This window comes from Pseudarthrobacter sp. MDT1-56 (genome assembly GCF_059383555.1).
The window spans coordinates 19,777-45,552 of record NZ_JBWZCK010000015.1 but is presented as its reverse complement, the minus strand read 5'-3'; the positions used below and the strand labels follow the sequence as shown (position 1 = coordinate 45,552).

At 62.4% G+C, this 25,776-nt stretch carries 22 protein-coding genes and 3 pseudogenes; 12 read left to right on the top strand and 13 right to left on the bottom strand.

The window, feature by feature from the left end; genetic code table 11:
• Positions 1-82: 82 nt before the first annotated feature.
• Together benB and benA are read right to left on the bottom strand one after the other, a co-directional pair.
• Positions 83-619, bottom strand: coding sequence for a benzoate 1,2-dioxygenase small subunit (gene benB / locus AC50YC_RS18155; protein ID WP_494954688.1), 537 nt, complete (start codon positions 617-619; stop codon positions 83-85).
• A gap of 36 nt (positions 620-655) precedes the next feature.
• Entirely contained in the window at positions 656-2,038 is a 1,383-nt protein-coding gene (gene benA / locus AC50YC_RS18150; RefSeq protein WP_494954687.1) for a benzoate 1,2-dioxygenase large subunit, read from the bottom strand.
• 320 nt (positions 2,039-2,358) lie between these two features.
• Between benA and catA the strand changes: the two genes are divergently transcribed.
• The 6 genes and pseudogenes from catA (at position 2,359) to AC50YC_RS18120 (ending at position 7,021) form a co-directional block, all read left to right on the top strand.
• Positions 2,359-3,255, top strand: a complete 897-nt coding sequence (catA, locus tag AC50YC_RS18145; protein ID WP_494954686.1) for a catechol 1,2-dioxygenase — start codon at positions 2,359-2,361, stop codon at positions 3,253-3,255.
• Positions 3,256-3,360: 105 nt separating this feature from the next.
• On the top strand, positions 3,361-4,659 hold the full coding sequence (locus AC50YC_RS18140) for a benzoate/H(+) symporter BenE family transporter (protein WP_494954685.1): 1,299 nt from the start codon (positions 3,361-3,363) through the stop codon (positions 4,657-4,659).
• A gap of 70 nt (positions 4,660-4,729) precedes the next feature.
• Complete coding sequence (locus AC50YC_RS18135; protein ID WP_494954684.1) at positions 4,730-5,197, top strand: EAL domain-containing protein; 468 nt, start codon at positions 4,730-4,732, stop codon at positions 5,195-5,197.
• Between the two features lie 361 nt (positions 5,198-5,558).
• Positions 5,559-6,140: pseudogene (locus AC50YC_RS18130) on the top strand (maleylpyruvate isomerase family mycothiol-dependent enzyme); the annotation flags it as partial.
• Between the two features lie 120 nt (positions 6,141-6,260).
• Entirely contained in the window at positions 6,261-6,713 is a 453-nt protein-coding gene (locus tag AC50YC_RS18125; RefSeq protein WP_494954683.1) for a hypothetical protein, read from the top strand.
• A 98-nt stretch (positions 6,714-6,811) separates the two neighbouring features.
• The gene (locus AC50YC_RS18120) at positions 6,812-7,021 is read left to right on the top strand and encodes a hypothetical protein (RefSeq protein WP_494954682.1); all 210 of its coding nucleotides are present in this window, start codon (positions 6,812-6,814) and stop codon (positions 7,019-7,021) included.
• A 1,020-nt stretch (positions 7,022-8,041) separates the two neighbouring features.
• Here the strand turns inward: AC50YC_RS18120 and bla are convergent.
• Positions 8,042-8,992 carry a class A beta-lactamase gene (gene bla, locus AC50YC_RS18115; protein ID WP_494954681.1) on the bottom strand — a complete coding sequence of 317 codons (951 nt, stop codon included), beginning with the start codon at positions 8,990-8,992 and terminating at the stop codon, positions 8,042-8,044.
• A gap of 79 nt (positions 8,993-9,071) precedes the next feature.
• Here bla and AC50YC_RS18110 point away from each other — a divergent pair, with 79 nt between their 5' ends.
• A complete protein-coding gene (locus tag AC50YC_RS18110; protein ID WP_494954680.1) occupies positions 9,072-9,956 on the top strand; it encodes a LysR family transcriptional regulator in 885 nt (294 codons plus the stop codon).
• A 56-nt stretch (positions 9,957-10,012) separates the two neighbouring features.
• The gene (locus AC50YC_RS18105) at positions 10,013-10,867 is read left to right on the top strand and encodes a serine hydrolase (protein WP_494954679.1); all 855 of its coding nucleotides are present in this window, start codon (positions 10,013-10,015) and stop codon (positions 10,865-10,867) included.
• 155 nt (positions 10,868-11,022) lie between these two features.
• Here the strand turns inward: AC50YC_RS18105 and AC50YC_RS18100 are convergent, their stop codons facing one another.
• From AC50YC_RS18100 to AC50YC_RS18090, 3 genes are all read right to left on the bottom strand, one after another.
• A complete protein-coding gene (locus AC50YC_RS18100) occupies positions 11,023-11,631 on the bottom strand; it encodes a hypothetical protein (protein ID WP_494954678.1) in 609 nt (202 codons plus the stop codon).
• Between the two features lie 438 nt (positions 11,632-12,069).
• The gene (locus AC50YC_RS18095) at positions 12,070-12,588 is read right to left on the bottom strand and encodes a hypothetical protein (RefSeq protein WP_494954677.1); all 519 of its coding nucleotides are present in this window, start codon (positions 12,586-12,588) and stop codon (positions 12,070-12,072) included.
• Positions 12,589-12,741: 153 nt separating this feature from the next.
• Positions 12,742-13,641: a DMT family transporter gene (locus AC50YC_RS18090; protein WP_494954676.1), complete on the bottom strand. Its 900-nt coding sequence runs from the start codon at positions 13,639-13,641 to the stop codon at positions 12,742-12,744.
• Positions 13,642-13,686: 45 nt separating this feature from the next.
• Here AC50YC_RS18090 and AC50YC_RS18085 point away from each other — a divergent pair, with 45 nt between their 5' ends.
• Positions 13,687-14,175: a MarR family winged helix-turn-helix transcriptional regulator gene (locus AC50YC_RS18085; RefSeq protein WP_494954675.1), complete on the top strand. Its 489-nt coding sequence runs from the start codon at positions 13,687-13,689 to the stop codon at positions 14,173-14,175.
• A 181-nt stretch (positions 14,176-14,356) separates the two neighbouring features.
• On the opposite strand, the pseudogene AC50YC_RS18080 reads toward AC50YC_RS18085, so the two are convergent.
• Positions 14,357-15,463, bottom strand: a pseudogene (locus AC50YC_RS18080) (IS110 family RNA-guided transposase).
• A gap of 647 nt (positions 15,464-16,110) precedes the next feature.
• Between AC50YC_RS18080 and AC50YC_RS18075 the strand changes: the two are divergent.
• Positions 16,111-17,181 carry an NAD(P)H-binding protein gene (locus AC50YC_RS18075; RefSeq protein ID WP_494954674.1) on the top strand — a complete coding sequence of 357 codons (1,071 nt, stop codon included), beginning with the start codon at positions 16,111-16,113 and terminating at the stop codon, positions 17,179-17,181.
• Here the strand turns inward: AC50YC_RS18075 and AC50YC_RS18070 are convergent.
• From AC50YC_RS18070 to AC50YC_RS18060, 3 genes are all read right to left on the bottom strand, one after another.
• On the bottom strand, positions 17,087-18,415 hold the full coding sequence (locus tag AC50YC_RS18070) for an IS110 family RNA-guided transposase (protein WP_494954673.1): 1,329 nt from the start codon (positions 18,413-18,415) through the stop codon (positions 17,087-17,089). The genes AC50YC_RS18075 and AC50YC_RS18070 overlap by 95 nt on opposite strands.
• Positions 18,416-18,915: 500 nt before the next feature.
• Positions 18,916-19,344, bottom strand: a complete 429-nt coding sequence (locus AC50YC_RS18065) for a hypothetical protein (protein ID WP_494954672.1) — start codon at positions 19,342-19,344, stop codon at positions 18,916-18,918.
• Positions 19,345-19,929: 585 nt separating this feature from the next.
• Positions 19,930-20,604, bottom strand: a complete 675-nt coding sequence (locus AC50YC_RS18060) for a response regulator (protein ID WP_494954671.1) — start codon at positions 20,602-20,604, stop codon at positions 19,930-19,932.
• A gap of 508 nt (positions 20,605-21,112) precedes the next feature.
• Here AC50YC_RS18060 and AC50YC_RS18055 point away from each other — a divergent pair.
• The gene (locus AC50YC_RS18055) at positions 21,113-21,349 is read left to right on the top strand and encodes a hypothetical protein (protein WP_494954670.1); all 237 of its coding nucleotides are present in this window, start codon (positions 21,113-21,115) and stop codon (positions 21,347-21,349) included.
• Positions 21,350-21,356: 7 nt separating this feature from the next.
• On the opposite strand, the pseudogene AC50YC_RS18050 reads toward AC50YC_RS18055, so the two are convergent.
• From AC50YC_RS18050 to AC50YC_RS18040, 3 genes and pseudogenes are all read right to left on the bottom strand, one after another.
• Positions 21,357-22,556 (bottom strand): annotated as a pseudogene (locus AC50YC_RS18050) (IS110 family RNA-guided transposase).
• 643 nt (positions 22,557-23,199) lie between these two features.
• Positions 23,200-23,622 carry a hypothetical protein gene (locus tag AC50YC_RS18045; protein ID WP_494954669.1) on the bottom strand — a complete coding sequence of 141 codons (423 nt, stop codon included), beginning with the start codon at positions 23,620-23,622 and terminating at the stop codon, positions 23,200-23,202.
• Entirely contained in the window at positions 23,603-24,436 is an 834-nt protein-coding gene (locus AC50YC_RS18040) for a hypothetical protein (RefSeq protein WP_494954668.1), read from the bottom strand. Before AC50YC_RS18040 ends, AC50YC_RS18045 begins: the two co-directional genes overlap by 20 nt.
• Before the next feature lie 178 nt (positions 24,437-24,614).
• Here AC50YC_RS18040 and AC50YC_RS18035 point away from each other — a divergent pair, with 178 nt between their 5' ends.
• The gene (locus tag AC50YC_RS18035; RefSeq protein WP_494954704.1) at positions 24,615-25,028 is read left to right on the top strand and encodes a nuclear transport factor 2 family protein; all 414 of its coding nucleotides are present in this window, start codon (positions 24,615-24,617) and stop codon (positions 25,026-25,028) included.
• Positions 25,029-25,776 lie beyond the last annotated feature (748 nt).

Below are 25,776 nucleotides of genomic sequence, written 5' to 3'. Positions count from 1 at the left end.
AGTGCGGATGTGCCCGGTGGGCACGGGGTTCGGAACCGTCCACGCCGGTGCCCGGGAAGTGCCGGGCACCGGCGCGCGGCCGTTAGATCATGTAAACGTCCACCACATGGTGGATGTAGTCGTTCTTCAGGATGACCTTCTTTTTCATGATGACCGGCGCCTCGCCGGCGAGGTCGATCGTGTAGAAGCTGGTCCCGAAGTACGTGTCGGTTGTGTTGTAGCGGAAGTACAGGGTGAACCAGTTGAAGCGCACCTTCACCTGGTCGCCGTCGTGCTCCACGATCTCGATGCCTGTGAGGTTGTGCCCGGTGCGGGGCTCCGGGAGGGAGGTTGCCGACGACCGGTCTGTCTTGATCCGGAAGACACGGTCCTCAATGCCGCCGCGGTTATCGTAATAGATGAGCGAGATCTCGTTCTGCGGGTCCTCGGTCAACCGGTCGTCGACGTCCCATGCGGGCATCCAGAACTCGGAGTCCGGGTGGTAGCACTGAAGCCATTCATCGAACTGGCGCTCATCCAGCAGCCGGGCCTCCTTGTACAGGAAGGCGCGGACGGTTTCGAGGGTGGCGATCTCCTCAGCGCTCTTGAGCACCGCAACTGTTCTGATCAGGTTTGTCATGGGTTATGCACTCTCTCTGGTTCCACGTGGTCTAGGTCAGGCGGTGACAGGAACGGTGTCCAGCGCGGACTGTTCCTCTTCCGCCAGGGCCCGGTCCATGACTTCCTTCCAGTACCCGTGCTGGATGGGGTAGAGCCCCTCGTCCTCGGTGCGCACGCCGGACGCGATCACCTTGGTCATGCCCAGCGCCTTGGCCTGTTCGTCGGGGCCGGCAACCTCGTGGGTGGACCCGCGGGTCATGTCGTTCCACGGCGCCGAAGTGGCCCAGTAGGTCTTGTTGCAGGACCGGAACTCCTCGAGGTCGTCGGGGGTGGCCATGCCGGTGGCGTTGAAGAAGTCCTCGTACTGCCGGATGCGCTTGGACCGGTTCTCCTGCGATTCGCCCTTGGGTGCGATGCAGTAGATCGTCACCTCGGTCTGGTCCGCGGAGATGGGACGGAAGTGCCGGATCTGCGAGGAGAACTGGTCCATGATGTAGACGTTCGGGTACAGGCAGAGGTTTCGCGAGATGTTGATCATGAAGTTCGCCATCTCCTCGCCGTACTTAGCAACGAGCTCCTCGCGGCGGTCCCACAGGGGGCGGTCCTCCGGGTTGGTCCATTCCTGCCACAACAGCAGGTGACCGTGATCGTAGGAATAGAAGCCGCCCTTGACCTTGCCCCACTTGCCGGCGTCCATGGCCTTGGTGGTGTTGGCGGAGTCGCCGGAGTTGCGGCGGGCCGTGGTGGCGGCGTAGTTCCAGTGCACGGCGGTGACGTGGTAACCGTCGGCGCCGTTCTCGGCCTGCACCTTCCAGTTGCCGTCGTAGGTGTACGTGGATGCCCCACGGAGCACTTCGAGGCCCTCCGGCGACTGATCCACGATGGAATCGATCACCTTGGTGGCGTCACCCAGGTGCTCTTCGAGCGGGAGAACGTCAGCCTTCAAGGAACCGAACAGGAAGCCGCGGTAAGACTCGAAGCGGGCAACCTTGGTGAGGTCGTGGGAACCCTCTTTGTTGAAGCTCTCCGGGTAACCGGCGTTGCGGGAGTCCTTGACCTTCAGCAGCTCACCGGAGTTCTTGAACGTCCAGCCGTGGAACGGGCAAGTGAACGTCGTGCGGTTGTCCGTCTTCCGGCGACACAGCATGGCGCCGCGGTGCGAGCACGCGTTGACGATGCAGTTAAGGTTCTCGTCCTTGTCGCGGGTAATCACCACGGGGGTGCGGCCAATGGTGGTGGTGAAGTAGTCCCCCACGTTGGGAATCTGGGACTCGTGCGCGAGATAAACCCAGTTGCCCTCGAAGATGTGCTTCATCTCCAGTTCGAAAATCTCCTGATCGGTGAAAATTTCGCGCTTGGCCCGGATGACGCCGTTCTCACGGTCGTCGATCACTGCGTCGGCAAGGACCTCACGGACATGGTTCAGGTTCTCGGTCATGGCTGCTCCTTCATTGGAGAGTGCTGTGCGGATTGGCGGCAGGTCCGGGTCAGACGGTGGCGCCGACGGGGAACGTTGTCAGGCAATTTTGTCCTATCGTGACCCCTCTCACATCAGGCAAATACCTAGGTTCGACCAAGGGTGCAACTATGTAGGTTTCATGACTAAAAAGCGGCCAAATCGATATTTGTGGCGTCCTGATCGCGAGGCTTACCATGAGACAGACATCACGCGCAGCCACGTCACCGCGGATTCAAATCCTGACGCACGGAGGCTCGCAACGGGTGCAGGAACCTTTCCTCCCCTGTTCAATGAAGAGTATGGAGAACACCATGACTGAGACCCAAGCGGACACCCGCACAGAGGACGAGGGCACAGCCGTCGAAGCCGGCTCAAAGGCCACCGAACGCTTTACCGCCTCAGGAAAGCTCGCGCATCTGGATGTGCCGAAGGAACGCGTGAGCCTGCTGGCAGGGGCACTTATCAAGGCCGCCAACGACATCGTCGTCGAACACGAGGTCACCTACGAGGAATACAACGCACTCAAGGCCTGGCTGATCAAGGTAGGGACGGACGGGGAATGGCCGCTGTTCCTGGACGTGTGGCTGGAACACACTGTCGAGGACGTCAACTCCCAGGACCGTCCAGGCACCGTGGGCACCATCGAGGGACCCTACTACGTGCCCGGCTCCCCCGTGCTCCAGAGCCCTGGCACCGTGGAGATGCGCGAGGACGAGGAGGGCACCCCGCTGCACTTCACGGGCCACTTCACTGATACCGAAGGCAATGCAATCCAGGGTGCCCAGGTGGAAATTTGGCACGCGGACAGCGCCGGGTTCTACTCCCAGTACGCCCCGGGCCTCCCCGAGTGGCTCTTCCGCGCCACGGTCAAGGCAGACGACGACGGCCGCTTCGAAATCAACACGATGCGCCCGGCGCCGTACCAGATTCCCACGGACGGAGCTTGCGGACAGCTGATCAACGCGGCCGGGTGGCACGCCTGGCGCCCGGCGCACATCCACATCAAGGTCTCCGCGCCCGGCTTCCAGCCTGTCACCCAGCAGCTGTACTTCCCCGGCGATGCTCACAACGCCGATGACATCGCATCGGCAGTCAAGCCCGAGCTGATGCTGGACCCGCGTCCGCGCACGGACGGCCAGACCGGCGAAGAAGTGGTCTATGACTACGTCCTCGCCAAGGAAGGCCAGCACAAGTAGGAACCACCCCTCGCAATCGGTCCGGCCCCGGATCTGGCACGGAAGGCGCCCCGGAGTGTCAACTCCGGGGCGCCCGTATTTTTTCCGCCGATCCCAGGAGCCAGAATGCCGCGATCCCGCCTGATCCCGCCCGACATGCCCCACGCGGAGGCCGCTGTGGCTGCGGAGTCCCAACCGCTGCTTGAACGCCCCGAGGGTCGCCCCGCAGGCGTACGCCAATTCCTCCGTGACCTGGGCACTCCCTATGTATCCAATGGGGTGATCGGTCTCATCTTCTCCAGCTCCGGCCCGGTAGCGGTCACCCTGGCCGTTGGAGCAGCGGGCGGACTTACCCAAGGCCAGCTCGCATCCTGGGTGTTTGCCATCCTTTTCTCGGGCGGGGCCGCGACCGTCTTCATTTCGCTCCTCTATCGCCAGCCCTTGGGCTTCGCATGGTCCATTCCCGGCACGGTGCTCCTTGGCCCGTCGCTGCAGCACCTGTCCTTTCCTGAGGTCGTCGGCGCCTTCTTCACGTCCGCTGTTCTCATCCTCGCCCTGGGTGCCACCGGAATGGTACGGCGCATCATGGCGGCGGTCCCGATGCCCATTGTGATGGCCATGGTGGCCGCTGTGTTCCTGAAATTCGGCACAGACGTCGTTGCCTCAGCCCAGGCGAACCCCGTGGTGACTGTCCCGATGGTGGCCGTCTTTCTGGTCCTCTCGGCCGTGCCTGCCCTGGGCAGGTTCATTCCCCCGGTGCTGGGCACCCTTGTGGTCGGTTGCCTGGCCGTGGCGGCAAGTGGTCAGTTTGCCCTCCGGGAAGGCGGACCGATTCTTGCCACCCCGGTCTTCACCCTTCCTGAGTTCACCTGGGCTGCCCAGCTCGAACTGGTTGTTCCCCTGGCCCTCACCGTGCTGTTCGTTCAGAATGGCCAGGGCGTCGCCGTTCTCCGTGCCGCCGGCCACAATCCGCCGATCAATGTCTTCGCCATCGTTTCAGGCGCGTTTTCCTTGCTCAACGCTTGCTGCGGCGCTGTTTCAGCCTGCGTGACCGGCCCCACGAACGCCCTCATGACCTCCTCGGGAAGCAGGCAGCGCCAGTACACAGCTGCCGTGGTGTACGGCGCCCTGGCCATAATCTGCGCCCTTTTGGCTCCCACCCTCACCCGCCTCATGCTCGCCGCACCCACGGAATTCATCCTGGCCCTTGGCGGCCTTGCGATGCTGAGGGCCCTCCAGCAAGCCTTTGTGACCGCCTTCGCCACAGCCTTCACGTTGGGGTCCCTGGTGACCTTCGTCGTGACCATCTCCGGTTTGAGCCTTTTCAACATCCATCCGGCGTTCTGGGGGCTCGTCATCGGCTACACGGTGTCCCGGCTGCTTGAACGCGGGGATCACGCCAAGTCTCAACGCCAGGATTGCTAGCGGCACGTCGGCCGCCTACTGGACCTGCTCCCGCTCTGGGCCGCTCAATCCTGCCAGGCATCTTCATGCAATGACAGCTCAGCCGTTGATCGCTTGCGGAGATCCAAAGACTTGCCAGCCAGCGTCAGTTCATGCAGTGAGCGGCCCTCCCCACCATGAACAGATAACCAGCGACATCGCTACCCCGGACCATGCCGGCTCGTACTTCGACTCGATCCGCCACATCAGGAAGCTCCAAGCCGACATCATCAAACTGGACCGCAACCTCATCGCCGGAATCGACACCGATCCCCTCCGCCACGCCTTCGGCGAGGCCATGGGCCGGCTTCGCCGAACAGCTCGGAGCAACGCTCATCGCCGCAGGAATCGAACCCATGACGAACTCGCGGCCGTCGCCACTCTCGGCGTGACAGCCGTGCAAGGCTACCTCCTCGACCGGCCCACCACCCGCCACCAGGACTGGGCCCGCTGGAACCTCCCAGCTCCTTCAAAATCGAGAGCAGACACTTCTCAACCAATAACATCGATTTGGTATTGACCACGGTCACGCAGCAGGGACGCACCACTCATACTCAGCCGCCACCCAGATACTCCGCCCTCATGTTCGCCGCCGATCGGTGCTGAGCCGCTCCGGGGCTGAATACAGGCGATAGTCGACCCGCAAGCCGAACGTCTTACGGGCCGACACCTCATTCTCTGAGGAGTTTTCGTCCTACCGATCATTTGCTGTGCTTGAATGCGCCTACAAGAAGCGAGCGTGGGAGTGAAGCCACGAAACTCGAATAGAGGAAGCAGACGTCATGGCGAAATCTTCGGACGGCCACCTTTGGGCTCTAGCGCATGCTGAGCGCGCCGCGCTGGCGAAAGACCTGGCAGTCCTTGGCTAGGAGCAGTGGCATCACGAGACTCTATGTGGACGGTGGGACGACGAGCAAGTCGTCGCGCATCTCACTGCCGCAGCGAGCCTGAACCAGTGGCAGTGGCTGCGCAGCATGCTCGGTGCGCGCTTCCGCCCTGACGTGCACAACCAACGCCGACTGGAGGAGCACCGCGGTAACACCTCGGCCGAAACCCTGGACCGGTTTCGCGCCGTCATCAATAGCAACATCGCACCGTCCTCCGACACTCCGGCCTATCTGGGGGTAGTCGTGCACGCTCAAGACATCCGCCACCCGCTGGGGCTTCACCGTACTCCGAGCATTGACGCGTTGACACCCGTCGCGGAATTCTACGCGCGCCGCGACTTCACTGTTGCCAGCCGCACGCACGCTGCCAGTCTGCAATTGAGGGCAGATGACGGGCCCTTCACCGCTGGTACGGGACCGCTGGTTACTGGGTCGACCCTTGCCCTGGTGATGAGGATGGCCGGACGCGTTCCTTACCTCGAGGACCTTCAGGGTCCCGGCGTGCCGACTCTTCGGTCACGCCTCGCCAGCACCGGAATTGAACCGCTCCGGCAGCAGGACGACCCCGTGGCCTAATTGCTCCTAAAGCACCCGCCAATTGACGCCATATCGGTGTAGGAGATCGAGATTGCACCCGGCTGGGTTGTCATGTGGTCGGACGTCGTAAGACGTGGTGGCCTGGAGACGAGCCCGTGGATGCAATGGGATCAGGTGACGGTCAGCTCCGAAGCCAGGCCGGCCAACAATTCACAACCCGACATGGGCAACCCACACCCGAGCCTCGCTAAAGCGCTGATACGCGTGCTAAACCTTGACTCCAGTCGCTACAACTTCGCAACTTGGGAAGGTTATGCCGAGGAGGACGGCCAATCAGTGATCGAGTTCTCGCCAGTCGGCCGGGGAATGGTCCTGTACTCGGGCAAGCTGGTCGACGAAAAGGGCACTGCCATCGTTCCGATCACAGACAGCGGACGCGTTCCCATGTACTGGTGGCCGGATGATCTGCACTGGTGCATCGGCCAAGATATACACGCTCGAAGCCTCATCATCGGGTGTGATATTGCCACTGCCGGGAAAATCCTCGCAGATCCAGAACTGGACGCATACCTCATCCGAGAAACGGATACCGTGCTGCCTGAAGACTTTTGAGGACACCAAACTCATGCACGCTGAGGGATCCCCCACCGAGCACCTCAGCGAACGGCGAGAATTGCCCCGTGAGATCGCTGCCCGGTGGTTGTCCTTGCGTGCGTCTCGACCACATCGAAGCCCGCAGCTACCAGCTCGTCGCAGAGATCACTTACCGGCCACTGGTATGCCGGGACGACCGAATGATCGAACTTCTCGACGACGTCACCATCGAAGAAGCCGACCAGCACGGCGCCACCAGGGCGGAGTACTCGACTGAACTCCAAGAGAGGAGTGCGGATCGTGTCAGGCTCATGGTGGATCAGTGAGTACCACGCGAGCACTCCACCAATTGTCCCGGTGCTGACATCGAGGGCGTCGAGGCTGCCTGTCCGGAACGGAATGCCGGGGTAGGCAACGCGGGCGTGTTCGATTCGGGAACCAGATCCACTCCGAGTGCAGGAATCCCAGCTACATTGAGAAAATTCGTCCATTGGCCCGGACCGCAGCCAGCGTCGAGTACCGCGCCCTCGACGCCATCCGCCCAAGTCTCCACCAGCTGCCGATCTGAAGGGTGCACAACACCCATTGAAGCAAAGCGTTCGACGTATTCCGCCGCCCTGCTCGAGTATGCATCGCAAACAACGTTGACCATGCGCTCGAGTCTAGGCAAGGTACGGATAAATGCCCGGTAGCCGATCGGCTAATGGGCGGGAGCCGCGTCCACAGAAACTGGTCAAACCCCAGGGGACATGATTGTGAGTTGCCCGCTGCTCAAAAGCGGGGCCACACAGTCTGCAACGCGGAGGGCATCGGCTTCGGACGCTCCCGCCTTCAGCCGGAATCCAAGTCTGGAGGACGGCATGTCCGCGCTTTGCACAGCTGACTCCACACTGGGATCGTCTTCGCACCCGGCAAGAGACGAATAGACAGGGTAGCTTACGCCCACGCCCCATCGGTCGTCGGCAGAAGCAGTACGTGGGTAATCCGTTGGACCGGACGGTGCACCACAGGCGGCCAGCAACATAACGAGTATCGGCGCCAAAGCTCGCTTTCGCATTGCCGCCCCCTAAAACTGTTGTCTTTGCCTTGATGCATGGCATTGCAGACGGCTTTGGACATTCCGTGCAGTCGACTTCTGAAACTGACAGCCGGCCTACCGTCTCGACGGTGCGGGAAGCGGCGGGTGTGAGCAACGCCAACGCCACCCGATACCTGAAAGAGTGGGTCGAAGAGAAGCAGGCCGCGGGAGGTTAGCCGCTCCAGGTGTCGCCTAGCCAACAGCTTCGAGTTGCGTCCTGAGCTTTTGGAGGCCATGCCGGTAAAACGCCTCATTGGGCGAGCGTCCATCAGAGGAGCTCCGCGAAAACGAACTGGCCAACGCGCGCGAGGACGGCGTTGTTGTTTACCGCATCCGGATCGTGGGTCTTGGTCATCACGGCCAGTGTTAGCGGTGGACGCGCATCCGGCCACACGACGCCCGCGTCATTGACGACTCCGTAAGCGCCGGCACCTGTCTTGTCGGCGAGTTCAGCTCCAGGTGGCACCGCCGCACCCAGCCGCTTGCCGGCGGTGGTGTTGCGGAGCATCCAGCTGCGAAGACGGGCCTGCCCGAGTGTACTGAGCGCGTCGCCGAGCAAGAGGGCCTCGTAGAGTTTGTGGATTTCAGACGGCGTGCTGGTATCGCGGAGGTCACCGGGAAGCGCCTCATTGAGCTCCGGCTCCCAGCGGACCAGCCGGGTGGATGGGGCGCCGAGAGTTCGCGCATACGCCCCTATCTGCAATGGGCCTCCGATGAGTTCGAGCAGGAGATTACCAGCCGTGTTATCGCTGAAACGCAGGGCAGCTTCGGCGAGCTCTTCCACGCTCATGTCCCGGTCCTCGTCGGCAGCGCAAATTACGGAGTTCTCCACGATCTGATCATCACGGAATCGAATTCGGCGCTTCCAGAACTCGTCATCGTACGCGTGGTCGCGCAGGAGCCGGGCAACAGCGAGGGTCTTGAAAAGAGAGCACATCGGGAACGTATCACCGCCTCGGTAGGCATAGGATTTTTGTCCTTGTCGGCCCGCGACAATGCCGATCGTGACGCCATTGGCCGATTCGAGGGCGGCGATTGCCCGGTCGAGATGCGGACGGGCGCTCCCCGGTCCGGGAGGTTTCCCTTGGGCGAATCCCGGGTTGTTTCCCGTGGCGACTAGTGAGGCTGCGAGTACTCCACCCGTGGCGAGCCTGAGGATCCCGCGACGGGTCGGGGCGATATTCCGGTCTTGGGGATTGGATGCGTCAATTGGTTTCATGCGGCCAGTCTGCGGGAATGCCCTGATGCGTTCAAAGCCTGAAATGACGAGTTTTATGTATTTTCCGCATAATTAGGAGATGGATATCCTCAGTTGTGCGCGTGCATTCGTTGCCGTCGCTCGGCGGCAAAGTTTCTCGGCGGCCTCGCACGACGAACGGACGACCCAGCCCGTAGTCAGTCGGCGAGTCGCTGCATTGGAGGTCCATCTCGGCGGAGCTCTGCTCGAGCGGAGTACGCGCCAAGTGAGTCTCACGCCCTTCGGCGCGGCACTCCTCGGACATGCTCAAGCGGTTCTGAGCGCCGAACGCGCGCTCCTGGATGCTGCAGAATCCCATCGTCGCGGCACGATCCGCCTTCTCGTACCACCCGATCATGATCCCGCGCTGTGGGCGGCCCTTCGATTACGCGCACTGGGGGCGGGCGCCGACCTCCAGGTCGAGGAGAATGACCGGGAGCGGCGTTCTTTGAGGTTCCGGCTAGGGGAAGCGGATGCCGCCATTCTTCCGGTCGAGACCGCCCGGGCAGACTGGATGGTGCCACTGGGCCTCGCGCAAGCTACCGATCGGACCAGGCCGCTCACACTTGCGGCTTTGCGTCCGACCCGGGCCTTGCGGCCACACGCGGCTTGGCGTATCGCAGTGCTGGCGGAGGACGCGTCCGACCAGCTTCTGACCCTGTTACGAGAGTCCGCTGCGGAGTCCGGGCTGGCAGCACATCAGGTTTACGAATCCCCAAGCGTCATCAGCGCGCTCACAGGAGCGCTAGCAGGCGAGGACTGGGTCCTATGTACGCGGGAGCAGGCGGCCGCGTGGCGTTTGCAATGGTTCGAGGTGCGCGAATTGACGGTCTCACGTGCGTATCGGCTTGAGTCACGCTCGACAGATGCCAGGAAGCTCTTCGATACGATTCTTGGGCGGGAAATCGCTGCGGCGCTCGGCGGCGTAAGGCGGGGGCAATCTTGACTGTCCCGGCGCACGACACCGTTGCGGGGACGAGGGCCCTGCGCCGGGCAGCGCACGTGCTCGAGAGCGCGGGACTTTCGGGATCTCTCCTCGTGCGTCACCTTGGCACGGGAGACGAGCTGGCACTTGATGCCGATCGGCCCTTCCCTCTGGCGTCCGTAGCCAAGCTGCCATTAGCGGCGGCAGCGCTCGAAGCTGCGCAGCAGGGTCGGCTCGATCTCAGCATGCCGGTGCGCATCGATGACGCGAGCCGATCTCAGGGTGGTCCAGGCATTGCCCGCTTTACTCACCCGGTGACGATCGCCGTGGGGGACCTCATTCGGCTTGCAATTGAGATCAGCGACAACACGGCCGCAGATGCAATTTTCGGCATCGTCTCCCCGCTCGACGTCACGAATTGGCTCCGGGCCCTTGGGATCAGCGGTATCGTTTTGCGTCATCCAATTGGCGAACTTTACGCATCACTCGCGACGCAAACCGTAACCCGCGATGCTGCTACGGTGCACTCGCTCGTTGTTTCTGCTGACAGGCAGGGGCACCCCTCTCCATTGCCCCAACTGGACATCGAGCGTGCTAACGCTGGCACCGCGCGCGGGCTTGCCGATGTCCTGCAAAAGATCTGGGACGGAAGCGTCGGTGAGGCAGTGGCGGCACCTTTGCGCGAGATGCTCGCTGCAAACGTCTTCCGACATCGCCTCGCACCGGATTTCTCAGCCGATACATCGGTCTGGTGCTCGAAAACGGGTTCCTTCGTCCATCTCCGTCACGAAGCGGGCGTCGTCGAACACATAGGCGGCGAGAGCTTAGTCGTTGTTGCGCTCACTCGTAGTCGGGTGCCAGCTGTCATCCAGCCGTCAGCTGAGCAGGCGATGGGTCACGCTGCGCGTATCCTCCATGATGAACTCGTGTAACCGTATATCCATCCCTGAGGCAGGCTTCAACACGTTGGTAACCGGACTCCCTCGGGCAGCTCCGCGGAATTTAGCCGTCGCAGCGCTGAATGTCGGCGTCTACGGAAGATTCTCGGGCAGTTGAAGCCATAACAAGCCCGAGCACTCAGCCCTCACTAAGGGCAGTCAAAATCGTGCAACGCCGGCCAAACAGGGTCGGCGCCGTGCAGCTGCAGAAGCGCACCTTCGTTGTCCCACTTGAATTCATACGTGTCGGAGGCAATTGGTTGGTAGCCATCATCAGCGGTCCAAGAACTAACAGACCTGCCAAAGCCACCAAAACCCGCTGCGTACAACTCGCCGCCACCGGCAAACATGAACGAGTGTTCTCTCACTGCGGCCTGGCAGAAGCCGGGCCCCTGGGGGCGCAGGACGGTATAGGTTGCACCAAGATCGCCTACGCCACTGATTACGCTGCAAACGCCGACCAAAACTGCGAGCCCCGCCCACAGTCGCGAACCCCTGCGGGTTGACCTTTGCTCGCCCGAGGCAGTCTTCCGACGGTGGCGCACAAATACGCCGACGATTGTGAGTACGAGCGAAAGTACAAGCAGCGAGGCGCTAAGAGCCCATCCCGGCATCACTAAATCACCCCACACCAGGACGACGCCCAGCATGCCGCCCACCATGGCCACTGCTGCCAGGAATAGGCACAAGCTGACAGCCTGGTCGAGGCGATCTGCCTCCATCGCTCGGTGTCTGAACAATTGCCAAGTTGAGTTCATCGAACCATCGTGCCACCTGGACTTGGTGCTTAGTCCGCGTTTGAGTGGCTGGTCTTCAGCTACGGAAGGCAGTTCACAGCGGTTCAGTTGAGGAAGTGTCCTAGGTTTTGAGGACCTCACGCCTCTGAGGATGTGTCTGAGCTCCGAATGATCTCCGTTGCATTGGAAGAAAAGACCCGGCCGGCATCCAACTTCCCCGATGACTAATAGCCTGTGGAACACGTCCGACTAAAAGAAATACCTACGGGTGCTGGTGCGACGAAAAGCGACCATAAATCGACGCCATATAGCGATCAAATCCACACCGAAGTCGTCTGCACGGAATGTCAGCAGGCGTCTGGACAGCCGTTCCGTGTCCGCATAGGGATCCTCCATCGGGACGATACGGCATCGGTATCGCTACTCCTCCCTGTGGTGAGAAAATGGGCTCGCGTCCCGTTAGCCACCTGGCAATAGGAACGCGAGCCGCTGGTCTGGCGCCCACACATACGCGTCATCACACCGATAACCCCTCAGCCACGCCTGCCCGTCCACAACACGGAGGTAGAAGCCCTTGGGATACTCCACGTCATCGCTCACCGGCTCGGAAGCGACGTGGATTGCTCCGGCCGGGGCGCGGCCTGCGGACAAGGCGGAATCCGGCGCGTTCGCCTGGCCCATCATCGCCAATCGGAGGTAAGGGCCCGTCACCAAGGGACAGAGTTCGAGGCCTTGGTTCATCGCAGCGGTGAAGATCCGGGACTGAACCGCGCCATGCTTGAAGCCAAGATCCTCTACCATTCGCTCCACGATTCGAAAGCTTTGACCCTTTGGGGCGTCGAACTCGGGGTGAGCGAGCAGCGTCTCGGCGTGAACATTGAGCAAGACGCCGTTACTGTGGAGCAACTGCACGACCTCAGCTCGTGACAGACCCCCCACCCGAACCACGAAACCCTCAACCTTCGCTGTGCTGATCATGCACCGATTCTCCATCATTGCCAGCCGGACAACGCCTCGCCGTGGTGATTCAGGATGTCCGTTCGAGGATCCCCAAATGACATGTGATTGATTCCCAGACAATTGGATTTTCCGGGTTCCCTCACAGCCCTTACCCGCCAGCAAAGTGAACGACTAACGGGCGCGCTCCTTAGCGACCCTTTCGTTGGCGTCAGGACGCGCCGGAGACTTGGTGAGGATGGCGACCCAGATGGAGCCAAGGACGATGGCGATTCCCAGCATCTGCATTGGCGTGAAAAGCTCGCCTGCGACCACCCACCCGAGGAGTATGGCCACTACCGGGCTGAGTAAACCCAGGAACGCCGTGGTGCTCGCGGGAAGCCGGGCGATGCCGCGAAACCACATGACGTAGGCAAATGCAGTGCCCACGATAGAAAGATAGGTGTAGCCGGCGAGGTTGGCGGCTGTCAGCGGAGTTGCGGGGAACCCCTCGAAGGCGAGCATCACGATCAAGAGCGTGAGCCCTCCCGTGATGAGCTGCCAGGCGGTGGTGGTCAATGGGGCCGCGGGTTGACCCCACTTCTTGGAAAGCACGATCCCGGACGCCATGGAAAGGGTCCCGCCGACGGCGGCCAGGACGCCGATGGTATCCAGACGGGCTTGCGCCTGAAGCGTTATAAGACTCACGCCGAACACGCCTGAAACGCCGGCCGCAACGATTCGCGGGGTCAACCGCTCGTGAAGGACCCGACTGGCCAAGAGCGCGACAACGAGGGGCTGGATGCCACCGACGATTGCGGCTACCCCGCCCGGAAGTCGGTAAGCCGCGATGAAGAGCAACGCAAAGAACGCCCCGATGTTGAGAATGCCGAGCACCCAGGACTTCCACCACCAATCGCCGCGCGGCAGCTGACGGCAAATGACAAGGAGCAGCGCTCCCGCAGGGAGCGCGCGCAATGTCGCGGCGAGGAGCGGGCGACCTTCGGGCAGGAGCATTGTGGTTGTGAGATAAGTGGTGCCCCAAAGTACTGGAGCCAAGGCCGCGGTCAGGATGAGAAAGCGTTTGCTAAGCACTTAGCTAATATAGCTAAGTGCTTAGCATTTGCCTAGACTTGCCCCATGGCAGACAGAGTCTCTCGGATCCTTGAACAGTGGCAGTTAGAGAAACCCGGCCTTGATGTCTCGCCGATGGCCGTCATCGGGCGGTTGAGCCGTACCGCACTCGCCGTCGAGTCGCGCTTGGCGAACACCTTCGCGCGCCATGGCCTGGACGCGTCATCGTTCGACGTGCTGGCCACGCTGCTGCGCAGCGGTACCCCATACCGGATCACCCCGGCGGAACTGGCACGTGAAGCAATGATTTCTACGAGCGCCGTAGCCCAGCGGCTGAACAAGTTGGAAGGCCGCGGGCTCATCCAGCGCGAGGCAAATCCGGACGACGGCCGCGGCACGCTCGTAGCGCTCACCGGTGCCGGAAAAGAACTCATCGAGACCGCATTGCCTCACCACCTTGCAACCGAGCGCGCCATCCTGGAAACACTTAACATCAAGGAGCGGGAACAGCTAACGGAGTTCCTTCGCCGGATCGATGAGGCAGCCAATACCTGAAAACGAAGTCACTCCCAAATCCGTCCGCTAAAAGATCGGCTTGCGGGCGCCACGCATTTGCAGCCCAGCTGTCACGTATCGCTAGTGGAAAAAAAGTCAGGCCGCCTCCGCTAGCCCCCAGGAATTCCGCAGCGAGGATTAGACCGAAGCACGGCATGCTCAACCGCAGCTTCGTGCGCTCCTATTGCGGGAAAGGATTTGCCCCGGCAATGTGGGATGAGGCCGGTTCCGCGGTGGCGTAAAGGGAGTCGAGTTGGCGGTAGAGGATTCGGGCGATGTAGCGCTTGAGGGATCTGCGGATTTCGCGGTAGCTACGGCCTTCTTGAGTGCGTTTGGCGACGTAGTCCCGGGTTCCGGGGTCATGGGCCATCCGGGTCATGGTGATGGTATGCAAGGCCCGGTTGAGGCGCCTATCACCACCCCGGTTCAGCCTGTGCCGGACAGTGTTACCGCTTGAGGCCGGCAAGGGATTCACCCCTGCCAGCGAGGCAAAGGCAGCTTCGCTGCGAACCCTTCCTGGATGCGACCAAGCTGTCAGGACAGCAGCGACCGTGACAGCCCCGGCGCCCACCATCTCCAACAGCGGCGCAGCGGGGCTTTCCTGGATCAGCTCTGTCATGCGCTTGTGGTTCGCAGCCAGCTGGGTGGTCACTTCGAGAACGCGGCGCGCCAACCGAACTGCTTCCTCGCGCGCGATCGATAGTTCGATCTGCTCCTGTCGTTCCCGCCATCTGGTAATCGTCGCGATCTGGGCGGGAACCAGAGGTTTACGAGCGTCGATTCCAAGGTCATGTGCCCGGAGTAGGGCGATGAGCGCATTGACATTCACTGTTCGTTCCCGTGTCAACTGATCCCGTGCTGTGCTCAGGATCCTGAGTCCGGCACGGGCTCCTTCATCCCGGCGCGGAGCTCGGAGCTGGGACTCCTCTAAGCCGATGACAGCGGTTCCGATGGCGGCGGCGTCCAGCGGGTCGGATTTGCCGATCCCCCGGCGCCCTCGGGCGTTCATCCGTGGAGCTTCGGCGACGTCGTAGCCGGCGTCGGCTACTGCCCGGGCCAGACGTGCCCCTTAGGAGCCGATACCCTCAACGGCCCATAGACACCCCATATCGCCGTCGGTCCGTCGGCCAGCCCAGGCAAGTGCGTGGGAAATCCCTGCCGAGGTGGTCGGGAACTGCTCGCACGCGATCTGTCGCGTGGTACTGGTTTCGATGATGGCGTAGGTGTGTGTGCGGGCGTGACAGTCCACGCCGATGACGAACGGGCGGGTCTCCTCAACGGTAGTCAACGCGGCCACCTTTCTTCCTTTCGAACGGACAAGACGGGTCGCATCGCGACCGGCGCTGGACCTGGGAGATGTCACTTCGAGGCAATACTGTGATGAGCCACAACCCCAAAGGGTTGGGCAAGCTTCTAATCAAGCCACCGACGTGGGACAGGTCAACGCCGGCCGCTCCACTCAGCGCGGACAAGTCGGGGGAAACGCACCCTCAACGGGGGGAATTGTTTTTTCGAGTCACGCGCCAGGCAGAACGACCGGCATCAACACTGCCAGCTAGTCCCAGACCAACCACTAAAAGACTCACAGTTGATGCTCCTATAGGCGTCAAATCGTGATTCTTGCTGCTCGTCCGGGTAAGCACTGAATGCGCTTGTTTCCTGACAAGGACTTCATTTCGGATCACTACTCAAGATCGGATGCAGGACGGCCCCTGGCTGGCTGGGTCTGTTCACTGGCCTGCTCTTCTGCTTCGTCAGTGCATGGTTTGGCAACGTTTTCGGCACACCTTTGTCGGGTGCACGTTCGTCCCAAGAGGCGTGAGACAGTCCGTGTGGAGACCGGCACCGCTGACCATCACCCCGGCGCTGATGTCCGGTGCTCTAGGGGCAATGCCACGAACGCGCGTAAGGTACAGGAAGACGATTCCCCGCTAAATGCTTCATTGTTGGTCGCTTCCGCTCCGGACTATGGGCGGCCCGCGGGGGCTGCGGTCCGCTTTGTGTGAGACAGCTGGAATCGAAGTAACAAAGGGGCTTACCTTGAAGGTGCTTGTTACGGGATCCACGGGATACGTTGGGTCAAGGCTGGTAGCAGCCCTGATTAATGGAGGCCACCAGGTGAGCGCCGGGCTCCGAAACGTCCAGAAAGCTGAGAGCTTTGAGTGGCCCGCGGACGTGCGCGCGGTTCGGTTTGATGTGACAGCTAAAGAAACACTTACAGCGGCGACCACAGGCGTCGACGTTGTCGTTTATCTCGTTCACTCCATGGCGGGGGATGACTTCGTTGCGCGGGACAGGGAGGCAGCGGAAGCTGTCGCGTTGGCATGCGAAGTCAGCGGCGTGCGTAAGATCGTTTATCTTTCTGGTTTGATCCCTGGCGGCCATGACCTTTCGGACCATCTCAAATCTCGGTTGGAAGTCGAGCAGATCTTCGAAAACTGCCTAGTGCCCGCCATCACCCTGCGTGCGGCCATCATCATCGGAAATGGCAGCACGTCCTTCGAACTTGTCAGGACCCTGGTCAACCGTCTCCGGGTAGTCCCGGTCCCTCGGTGGATGACCGGGGACGTTCAGCCTGTCGCCGCATCGGACGTGATACGCGTCCTGTGCGCGGCGGTCCGCGCTGAACCAGTGAATGCGCACTTCGATATCGGCGGCCCCGACATCCTCCCATATGCCGACCTCCTGGCCCTCTACGCTGACTGTGCTGGTCTCAAACGACCGCAGGTCCGGATCCCCTTCATCCCAACGAGGGCCGTCGGGGAACTGGGCGCACTGATCACCGGGATGCCACGCGGCACCGTGACCTCTCTGGTGGAGAGCCTCCACGGGCCCATGGTCGCAGAGAAAACCGACTACGCCGCCGTGTTTGGCTTCGGACCGGAAGAATTGATGGGGGCCCGCCAGGCAATCATGACCGCTCTTGAACCTTCGGCAGATGGCACGCAACGCCGGGGCGAGCCCCTGCATGGAGCGCCGACGGACCCGGACTGGGCCGGGCCCTAGTCCCAGCACCGTCATCGTCGACCCGAGGTTGACTGGTCAGCCATTGGCGGTAACTTGTGGCAAGTGCATCGTTACGGACAAGGCCCCGTTCCAGACTGGAAATTTTGGAAGGCCACTGACCAAGCTCGCGAGCAGCGGTCGTAATAGTGAGACCGAGCCCGGTGCGCATCTGGCGCAGGTCAGCGTTGCTTGGTGCCGGCTGAGGGTTGGTGATCTGGCGATAGAGTTCCCGGGCTGCGTAGCGTTTGAGACACCGCATTGTTTCCCGCTTGCTCTTGCCCTCCGCGGTGCGCTTGGCCACGTAGTCCTTAGTCCGCTCGCACGAGCCCATACGCACCAGTACCACCTGATGCAGGGCACGGTTGGCGTTGCGGTCACCCCCTCTACTGAGCCGGTGACGGGTCGTTTTGCCTGAGGACGCCGGGATCGGCGCAACACCGACGAGGGCAGCGAACTGGGCCTCATTCCCAAGACGATCCGGGTTGTCCCCAACGGTAACCAGGAGCTGGCTGGCTACTTCCGTTCCGACACCTGGAAGGTCACAGAGCATCGGCGCGTAGGTATCAAGGATTTCCCGGAGCGCGGCGTCCGCGGCAGTTACTTCTGCCGTGAGGGACTGGCACCGGGTGGCCAGTGCCTTCAACGTCAACAGGCACACGTACTCGGGGTCAGCAATATGACCCGAAGGCCTGCAGCGCTGCAGCGCTGTGACCATCGCTGCCCCTCCCATCCCCCGGTATTTGGACCGGAGGTTGTCCGGGGCCGACACGAGAAGGCCCTTGATCTGATTGATGGCCGCGGTGCAGGCCTTCACGGCCGAGGTGCGGGCGGCACGCAGAATACGCAGGCATTCCACGGGACCATCTTTAGCCTTCGGGATCGCTGTAGTCCGGCCGTCGAGTACCGACTGAGCGGCCTGATACGCATCCAGCGGGTCAGATTTGCCCTTCAGCCTGCGTGCCGCCCGGTTCGGGCGGTTCACCTCCAGCACAGACAGACCTTCACCGCGCAAAGCTCTGGCAATTTCGGCCCCGTAGGATCCTGTGCCTTCGACCCCGACGGCGGTGACAGAACCGTAGCTGGTAATGAACTCCACGATCTTCCGGTATCCGGAGCCCACGGCCAGGAATTCCCTGTCCGCAAGAGGCCTGCCGTATTCGTTGATCACGGCCACATGGTGCGTGTCGGCATGGGTGTCGATACCGGCGATGACATTGGTTGTTTCAGTTGCCAAGATGGAAAGGTGCCCCTCAGTCGCTCGTTCAATGGCTGATTGAATGGGGCGCGGGCCAGGTGGGCAGACAAAACGGTAATGGGACTGGTCGAATCAGGCTCCTATGAAGTCATGTCCGCCTGGCTCAACACCCCCTTTGACGGACCTTGAACCGGCGGACAGATCAACAGGAAGACAGCGCCCGGAGGCACGTCAGTTTTTTGGAGAGTCACACCGGCCCAAGACCGGTTCCAGTATTACCGTTTTTTGGCTGCTGGCGGAGCATCGCGTAGCTGTGCCCGACGGAGCCGGGGCAACCCGAAGGGCAAGCAGCGGATGGATTGTGGGAGGAAATAAGCGCAGCGCCGACACAAGGCATCCGCTGCGCAGCCGTCCGCAGGACGGTTGATCCGGTGGAGCGGGCACGTACGATCCGCAGGAATCTCAATGACGTTGTCAACGGATGTTGGCGTGCCTATCGGGTGTCCCGGCCGGTTCACGGCCGGACACCTCAGGAGCGCCTAGTTCGCCCAGCCCGGGTAGGGCTTGCAGTCCCGCCCCGGCAGTTCTGCGGCTGTGGCTGGGAGCTTGTCGGGGCCGTGGGACTGGCCGGAGGCCCAGTGGAAGAACACCTCGGCGGTGATCGCTTCGAAGCAGGCGTCCTGGGACCGGAACCAGCACGTGGCGGTGTCTCCTTCGACGTAGGTTCCGTAGCCGAACAGCTCGCCGTTCGGATCGCGGTTGCGGGCAACTGCGAAGATGATGTAGGGCCAGGATCCGGCGTCCCAGCCTTCGCTGCCCCAGTTCGGCAGGACCGACCAGGCGGTGCCTTCGAGGGTGTCGATCCAGTCGTACCCGTCCCCTGCCCGGTTTTCGGCGGGAGGGGCCGGGGCGGTGACCGGTTCGGCGTTGTCGGTCGTGACCGTGCGGGTCATGGTTTCTGTGTTCATGAGGTGATGCTCCGTTTCGCTGGGGCGGGGCGGGTGCCTGAAGTACCGGCTATTCCTGTTTTTTGCCTGCTGGCGGAGCTTCGCGTAGCTGTGCCCGACGGAGCCGGGGCAACCCGAAGGGCAAGCAGCGGAGGGGTTGTGGGAGGAAATAAGCGCAGCGCCGACCCAAGGCATCCGGTGCGCCGCCGTCCGGAGGACGGTTGCGCCGGTGGAGCGGGCACGTAGGATCCAACGGACAGCAGCAAAAAAGAAATAGGGAAAATGCTTGTGCTGTCCGAGCGCAGCGAGGCCCGATCGCGGGCTTTGTATCGTCTGCACCGCACCAGGGGAAGAGCGGCTCATCCGAAAAGGATGACTTGCCGGTCCTCACAGGTGATAGCAGTGTGCGGCGTTCGTCCCACGATTCTTCATGAGCTGGCCGAAGGTTATCCGGGGCGGGGAGGAATCCCGTGAATGTGGCCGGATCCTTTTCCTCGTCTCATCCGTGGAGGATGCGCTGCCGGGCGAACGCCACAGCGGCAACCCAATGTGAAGTGCACTGTTCAGGCCCGGGATCCGGCCGCCTGACGGCTCAGTCTCGTCGATTCACGGGAGTGCATCTGTCGGCCGGCCGACCGCTGGCCCGCTACCGCCTCCGAACCCCAGTTTGACCAGCAGCGTGGAAACGAGCTCACGTACCCTCGTCTCAGCCAGACCCAATGCCTCACTGATCTGCCGGTCGCTCAGACCCTTGCCAATCCGTGCCAGCACTTCCCTCTCCGCGCCGGTCAGGCTACCAAACCCCGGGTCTGCCGTCGCGTTGACGAACCACGCCCTCGCCCGCTCCACCACCTCAGTGCCCAGGAGCGATTCCCCCGTCGCGGCACGACGGATGGCCCGGGCCAGGTGGTGGCCGCGGACTTGCCGGAGCACATAACCTGCCGCGCCGGCAAGAACGACACTGCGCAGCACCTCGTCATCGACATAGCTGGTCATCATCAGGCACTGCAGATCCGAATCAACGGAGCGCACATACCGGCAGACTTCAATTCCGGTGCCATCAGGAAGACGCCCATCCAGCACAACCACGTCCGCGCCCGCTTCTACGATCCTGCGGCTGGCCTCGGCCGCTGACCAGCACTCACCGACCACCTCGAGGCCTTCCCCCTCGAGAAAGTCCCTCAGCCCTTCCCGGACGAGCTCGTGACTATCGACGACAAACACGCGCACCGAACCCTGGGACCGTTCCCGGCCCACAGCGGCGTCCAAAGGCAAACCCATCGACAGACTCCTGTTGTTTGCACCGACCCGCCACTTCGTGCAGGTCCCTCCCACCCGGGGGTCACCTACCAAAATCGTTCCAAACGGGAAGACCTGCTGCTAGGGCCAAAGGACCATCACCCAGCCAAGAAAAGTTGCAGTGGTGACCTGGCGCGGACGATGCTGCTTCGCGGCGACACCGGGTCAGGCCTGACACCTTGGGCGCGCAGTCATCCCGGATCCGGAACCAGTGCGTTGAGGGGTAAGCCTCGACTAAGACCAAGAAAAAGGAGCCTGCGCTGCCCGAGCGCAGCGGGGCCCTTATCGGCCCCGGCCCGGCGTGCCAGCTCCCGGCCATCCGGGACAGAACACTGCAGTGAGCGGTGGCCCGATGAAGAAAGGGTGGCCCGCTGTGCGGGCGCAGTCGTAGCCTTATGGGAGACCGCGGGAATGCTTGTCCTGCGATCAAGCAACGGCTTGAAATCCCGCACTTCTGCGAAGTTCGGGAGGAAAAAGGGTGTGGGTTCTGATGGATGAAAACCAGCAGGAATTGACTCATGTTGCGTTCCTGCTCGCAGACCTCGAAGTCCATGAAGCGTGGTTGGCGTACCTCGCGTACGGGGGCAACCAGGACCTGTTGGTCATCGATGCATATCTGAACGGACTGATTCTGCTGCCGGTCCAGGACAGCGATCTGCTGGCGCTGGTCCTCAATGAGCGCCTGAGCGATCTCCACTTGCCGCACCTTGCCTCCTTCCGCGGCTAAGGATGCATCACGCCGCCTTCAGTCGCGCAGCAACGGGAGTGTAGGTGGTGCCGTCGCGGAGCATGGCCCAGAGGACGTTGAGTCTTCGCCGGGCGAGGGAGAGCATGGCTTGGACGTGGGTTTTCCCTTCGCCGCGTTTGCGGTCGTAGTAGGCCCGGGAGGCGGGGCAGGATTTCAGCGCCGAAAGCCCGGAGAGGTAGAAGACCCGCAACAGCCGGCGGTCGTAGCGGCGGGGGCGGTGGTGGTTGCCGGTGATCCTGCCGGAATCCCGCGGCGCCGGGGCCAGTCCGGCGACGCCGGCGAACCGGTCCGCGGTTTCAAAGACGGTGAGGTCCCCGCCGGTGGCGCCGAGGAACTCGGCGGCGAGGACGGGTCCGAAGCCGGGCATGCTCAGCAGCACCTGTGTGTGCCTGTGTTCGGTGACTTTCTCGCTGATGAGCGCATCGAGTTTGGCGAGTTCCTCGTTAAGGGTGATGATTTCGCGGGCGAGTGCGGCGACGATCTCCTCCCCCATGTGCTAGGCGGGCACGGTGGTGTGCTGGGATTTTGCGGCCTCCACGGCAGATGTCGCAACTGCTGCCGACGAGCGGGCACCCTGCTTTTTGAGCCAGGCGTGGATCCTGGCTTGGCCAGCGCGGCGGATCCCGTCCGGGGTGCGGTGTTTGGTGAGCAGCAGCAGCGCGGCTTTGGAGCGGCTGTAGTCAAAGGCCCGTTCGAGGGCGGGGAAGTATTCCAGCAGTTGGGCCTGCATGCGGTTGATCGCCCGGACCCGGTCCGCGGAATTGTCGGCGCGGCGGGCGGTGAGGATCCGCAGCCCGGTGCTGATCTCGTCCCCGGGCCGCAGGGGCTGCAGGTCCCGGCGCATCCGGGCCTGGTCAGCGATGACGGCAGCGTCTTTCGCGTCTGTTTTGCCCTCGCCGCGGTAGAGCTTGGAGGCGTGGTGGACGATCCGGCCCGGGATGTAGCGGATGTTCTGTCCGTGCGCGACGAGAATCGCTATCAGCAGCGCCGGTCCCCCGTGGTTCAGGTCGGTCGCCCAGATGACCTCGTCCCCGTCGTCGAGTTTCAGGACGCTGGCGATGAGCCCGAGCAGGGCCGGTTCGTCGTTGGGGATTTTCTGCGAGAACAGACGGTTTCCGTCGGCGTCGATCACGACGCAGTGATGATGGGCTTTGCCGGCATCGATACCGGCCCACAATTTCGCCAAAACAGCCTCCAGTCTGTCGTACGGGTCGAACCCTGCAGATAACCGCGCCGTCGTGTCCTTATCCGGCGATTCAAGTCGCGTCTCTCAATCAGCGGTCGGGTCATCGCGGGGCGGCGGGCGGCCAATCCTACGAAGCCGTCACGGAAATCCGTCCGGCCACAGCAACAAAGCCATACCCGCCTCCCCCGGGTAGCCACGACCCTACAACGGCCACGGAACCACCCGTCAACAACATAAGGACAGCAGCAAAAAAACGTCGTAGACACCAAAGGTGATGACTGGCAGGAGCTCTGCGACGGACCGGCAACACCCAGCCGCCGGCCGCGCCGGCGGACGCCCGAACACCGGTGAAGCGCAGCGGAATCCGGACTCGCGGGTTGTGCCCACTGGCGGGCAGGTGGAGCCCTCCGCACAGCTCAAAGCTGTCCCCATTGGGCGGCGCAACCCCCGCCCCCTCAGGGGATCAGTAATACGGGTGCCCTCGATCCGGAGAAGTTCATCGGCTGTCACCTCCGGCTGCAAGCGTCCGGCCATGGATGAACGGCCGCCTCAACACGTCGGCCGACCTAACACGGGCCCGGTGACGCACCGAAGCCCTGGATCCTGGGACCCCCTGTGAAGGACGCCCGCGTGGTGCCTCACGTCAAGATGCTCGCGAAACGGCTGTGCGTGCCTCACGTATTTTTGCTCGCGTGGGCGAGGCACGCATTGCCTGGGTCTTGTCGGCGGCGAGGCTGATGAGCTGGAGCTGGATGTCTGTGATTCCGCGGGTGAGATCGGCGGGATTCGTGGAGTTGAACAGGACCTCGAGTTCAGCGGCTTTGGCAGGTGTGAGCACACGCGCGTCGGTGACCCGCTGGTAGGGGGTTCGGGGTTTGTCGTAGATGCGGGTCTTGTGGCCGTTCCGGTTCTCCCGCCAGCCAATGGCCTTCTTCGTCGCGGTAAACATGTTGAACCGGATCCGCACGAGGGCGTAGAGCTCGTTGAGCAGCTGCAGTTCCAGTGCGGTGTCGTACCGGTAGTGGAAGACGTGGCGGCGCACGATGTCACCGATTTTCTGCTCCACATGGGCGTTGTCGTTGGACTTGTAGGGCCTGGCCCGCGTGAAGTAGATGTCCCGGGCCGTTGCCCAGCCGACGAGCGCCTGGTTGATGAACTCCCCCACCGTTATCGGTGTCCAAACCCGTGAGCGGGAACGGCAGCCGCTCCGCGACGGTCTCCATCGCCGCGAGGATCCATTTGTAGGCGCTGTTGCGGATCGCGACGTTCTCCGTCCAGCCGGTGAACACGTCGGTGGCGGTCAGTGTGCGGGCGAATTCCCCCACCAGGGCAGGGCCGCAGTGCGCGACCAGATCCGCCTCGATGAACCCAGGAACCTGCTCGTGTTCCTGGCCGGCCCGGCGCACCGCGATAGACGAGCGGAGCTCGCTGCCGGCCTTCGTGGCGGACAGGCCCTTCGGCGCCATCCCCGCCCGGGTGGGCTTCAGGAGCCGGTCGATCGTGGCCCCGGAGACGGCCATTAGCTTGTCCCGTATTTCCGGGCTGAACCGCACATTGTTCAGCTCACCATAGGCTTCCAGTTTCGGCAGCCACAGGTCCATGGTCACCGCGAGGTATTTGCTCGAGGGCATGCCGGCCAGCCGCCAGACCCTGATCAAGGCCACCAGCGTGTCGTATCCATAAGTCCGCGGGCGGGGCTTCCGCTTCGCTTTCCGGACGGGAGTTTTACGTTTCAGCGCCGTGGACAACGCGCGGCGGGCGTTGGCCCGGGACCAGCCGGTGACCGCGACCAGATCGTCCAGGATCCTGCCCTTGTCCTTCTTGGCCGCCCGTGCGTACTCCGCCGCGGATTGCTTCGTGATCTCCCTGCGCGCTGACAACGACAAACCCTGACCCATCCATCATGGTCCCAGCAGCACCCGGAGCCGGACCCGTTTCGCGAGCACTTCCCAAATGAGGCACGCACCCCATTTCGCGAGCACTATTCGTGAGTCTCGTCGGCCCGTTGTGGCGCAAGGGCCGTAGTCTTACAATCGGTTTTGTCACGGGAGGTGAGTGATGCTCGAAGAAGCGGACCTGTTGCAGGCCCTGCGGCGTCACTGGGAGTACGCAAGCACGGACCAGGACATCACGCACGAGATCTACCACGACGACGCGGTGCTCGAGTTTCCGCAGTCAGGCGAACGTTTCGAAGGCGTGGAGAACTTCCGCGAATGGCGACGACAGTACCCGGCGAAGCTCCAATTCCGCACCCGGCGAATCACTCATCGTGGCGACCTTGTCGTTGTGGAAAACCTGATCAGCTACGACGGCGCGCCATGGATGTACACCGTCAGCATCATGGAGTTCCGTGGCGAACGGGTTGCACACGAGCGGCTGTACATTATGGATGGCTGGGAGGCTGCAGAGTGGAGGGCCCCATGGCGCGCCGAGACACCAGCAGACCCACCCCCGCCACCACCGACGGGGTAGTACCGCGGTAGGTCAACATTTGGACAGTCGCCAGCCCTCAGCAGCGGTCGCGAGCCCGCCTCACAAAGTCCCTACAAACGCAGGCCTGAGACAGAATCCGTTGAGACGAGTTCCTAGGACACTGCGGGGGCCGGAACGACGCGGAGTCTGATCGGGGCCACCAGCGTCGGTGCGTTGTCTTGAAATGCTGTTGTATTCCAAGACGGTAGTTGGCGATGTCTCACCAACGGTCCTTTCGTGAACGGCCGCCAAGGTGCGAGGATGCCGTCGGCGATCCGGCAGTCGCAGGCAGTCACCGAGACGTTTGGTCATGGGCGTTGGCGTGAGCGGCGGAACGGATGAAACTGGTTCTCGGCGGTCTCGTTTGGCGTAGGACTTAGGTGGTTGGCGGCGGGAGGTGCTCCGCGGCCATTTTGTAGCAGTGCTTTCCGTCTAGTTTTTGGGGCCGGCTCCAGACTTGGTAGCCTTCCGCTGCGGTGAAGAGTTCTCGCCCGTGGCTGCTGTCGGAAGCCAGCCACAGTACCGACGAGTCAGGCATGACGTCGTCAACAATGCCTGCCCGGACGATCGAGAAATCTTTGCGGATTTCCACCGGTGTCCCGACTAGCCGGGTCCAGTCATGGTAGGGGTATGGGTCAGCAGTGATCTCGGAACCTCCGTTTCTCGCGCCTTATCGGAATTTACTCGTACCGTCGGAGTGGACGTCGCAGGAACCGGCCACGGGTTCGGCAAGTCTGAGGAACCCGTG